Here is a 2,799-nt window from a genome sequence, read left to right on the forward strand (position 1 = left end):
GTCGCCGGCGCGGGGCCGGCGTGCCGGCCGCGGCGCGAGGTGGTCTCCGCCGCAGCGGGGCCCTCCACGTGCACGCCGGAACGGCGTCGACCGCCGGACGCGCTGTGTGCACCCATCGCCAAAGCCCCAAAGAAAAGTCCGGGCTCCACGCTGAGCCGACCGACATCCGAGTTACTTCGATTGAAGCTCCCGCATGTCTCACTGCAAACACTGCTGCCGATCAAGATTCAGTCATCGACCGCCGCGATGACAAGTTGGCAGGTCAATGCCAGGATTCGAGCGTCCGGAGAGGTCCCGTCTTCGGCGGAAAGGCACGTCGATGCGCAGCACCATGCAGGAGTCGCCGCTCTCTATCGCCCGAATTGTCCGATATGCGGCGACTTTCCATTCCTCGTCGGAAACGGTCACCTGGACCGGCGAGTCCAGCCGGCGCCGGACCTACGGCGAGGTCGGTACCCGGGCGGCGCGGCTGGCGAACGGCCTGCGCTCGCTCGGCATCCAGGGCGATCAGCGCGTCGGCACCTTCATGTGGAACAACAACGAGCACCTGGAGGCCTACGCGGCCATCCCCTCGATGGGCGCGGTGCTCCACACCCTGAACATCCGGCTGTTCCCCGAGCAGCTGATCTACATCGCCAACCACGCCGAGGACCAGGCGGTCATCGTCGACGGGTCGCTGATCCCGCTCTTCGCCCCGCAGCTGTCGTCGATGAAGACCGTCAAGCACATCATCGTCAGCGGCGAGGGTGACCGCTCGCTGTTGGGCAGTCACGCGGCGGTGCACGACTACGAGGAGCTCCTGGCCGCGCAGTCCGAGAACTTCGACTTCGAGGCCGCCAGCGCCGGCACTGACGAGCAGGACGCCGCGGCCATTTGCTATACCTCCGGGACCACGGGCAACCCCAAGGGCGTCGCGTACTCGCACCGCTCGATCTACCTGCACTCCATGTACGCGCTGACGCCGTCGGCGTTCGGCATCTCGGCCGCGGACAAGATCCTCGCGATCGTGCCGATGTTCCACGCGATGGCCTGGGGCCTGCCTTACGCCGCGATGTTCAGTGGCGCCGACATGCACATGCCGGACCGCTTCCTGCAGCCCGAGCCGCTGTGCAAGTTCATCTCCCAGGAGAAGCCGACCGTGGGCGGCGCGGTGCCGACGGTGTGGAACGCGATGCTCGCCTACCTGGACGCGCAGGAGCCGAAGATCCGGGTCGATTCGCTGCGGGACGTCGCCATCGGGGGCTCGGCCTGCCCGCGGGCGCTGATGACCGGGATCGAGGAGCGCCACGGCGTCAAGCTGCTGCACGCGTGGGGCATGACCGAGACCTCCCCGCTCGGTTCGGTAGCGCGGCCGCCGGCCGGGCTGTCGAAGGAGGAGTCGCTGGCCTACCGGCTGACGCAGGGGCTCCTGCCCTGCCCGGTCGAGGGCCGTATCACCGACGACAACGGGGACGTCCTGCCGAACGACGGCAAGGCCGTCGGCGAGCTCGAGGTGCGCGGGCCGTGGATCGCCGGCTCCTACATCGAGAACCCGAACATGCCCGACCCGGACGCCCAGAAGGACAAGTTCCGCGACGGCTGGCTGCGCACCGGCGACGTCGCGATGATCACCCCCGACGGCTTCATCACGCTGACCGACCGGGCCAAGGACATCATCAAGTCCGGCGGTGAGTGGATCTCCTCGGTGGACCTGGAGAACGCGATCATGGGCCACCCCGCGGTTGCCGAAGCCGCCGTCATCGGCGTCCCCGACCCGAAGTGGGACGAGCGCCCGCTGGCCGCCGTCGTGCCGAGGGCCGGTGAGTCCGTGAGCTTCGACGAGCTGCGCGAGTTCCTCGGTGACAAGGTCGCCAGGTGGCAGCTGCCGGAGCACTGGGCCTTCATCGCTGAGGTGCCGAAGACCAGCGTCGGCAAGTTCGACAAGAAGGTGCTGCGCAAGCAGCACGCGGACGGCGAACTTGAGGTCACGACCTTCTGAGCGCCGGCCACCACTGCGGGACGACGTCCCTGGCGGGCGCATGTCAGCCTGTGCGCGGGCTGATGTGCGCCCCTACGGGCTGACACTCGCGAGCTGGGCTGAGATCGGTTCTCCGATCAGCGGCGGGGCGCGAGGCTTCCGAGGTGGACGAGCAGATCGGCGAGCTGGCCGTCGGAGCGCTCGGACTCTCCCCGGGCGCCGACGCCGACGAGCGAGGCGCCGCGCTCGAGACGGGCCGCGTACCCGGGCGGCATGCCGTCGAGGGTGTAGACGAGCACGGGCGTGCCGAGCAGCAGCTTCGCGCTGACCAGCCAGTCGAGGATGCCGGGCTTGCCGTCGGTCTCGGTGTCCAGGCCGAGCAGCACCAGCTCCGGCGGGCCGACGGCGGCGCGCATCACGGCTTCCTCGCCGTTGCGCGCATACACCGCCTGCATGCCCTTCTTCAGCAGGCCGGCGCCCAGGGCGGTGGCGAGCGCGGGGTCCTGTTCGACCACGAGCACGCGGGCGTCGCCCGTGGCACCGGGAGCGCGCAATGCTCCGAGCAACGCCGGAGGTTCGAGCACGGCGCCGGCGTCCTCGAGCGCAGCTTCGGTCAGCCCAGCCACGACAACCAGCGGGAGTGAGGCCTTGCCGGCGGCCGCGCGCAGTTCGCCGAGAGTCTTTCGACTGACCGGGCCGGCCAGCGGGTCGACCAGTAGCACGGTCGCGCCGGGAGAGTTCAGTTCGCCGATCTGCGGCACCCGGGACACTCCGGCGGCGGGCGCGCCGCGCGCGGACAACGCAGCGACCAGGCCGGCCGCGGCGTCCGGCCAGACCAGCAC

At 69.8% G+C, this 2,799-nt stretch carries 2 protein-coding genes; one reads left to right on the forward strand and one right to left on the reverse strand.

Annotation, left to right across the window (positions count from 1 at the left end):
- The first annotated feature begins 319 nt into the window (after positions 1-319).
- A complete protein-coding gene (locus H0X00_RS23185; RefSeq protein ID WP_293775175.1) occupies positions 320-1,978 on the forward strand; it encodes a long-chain fatty acid--CoA ligase in 1,659 nt (552 codons plus the stop codon).
- Between the two features lie 116 nt (positions 1,979-2,094).
- On the opposite strand, the gene H0X00_RS23190 is transcribed toward H0X00_RS23185, so the two are convergent.
- Positions 2,095-2,799 (reverse strand): response regulator (locus tag H0X00_RS23190; protein ID WP_293775176.1); only part of this gene is annotated, 705 nt, incomplete at its 5' end.

This window comes from Sporichthya sp. (assembly GCF_013815995.1).
Lineage (GTDB): Bacteria > Actinomycetota > Actinomycetes > Sporichthyales > Sporichthyaceae > Sporichthya.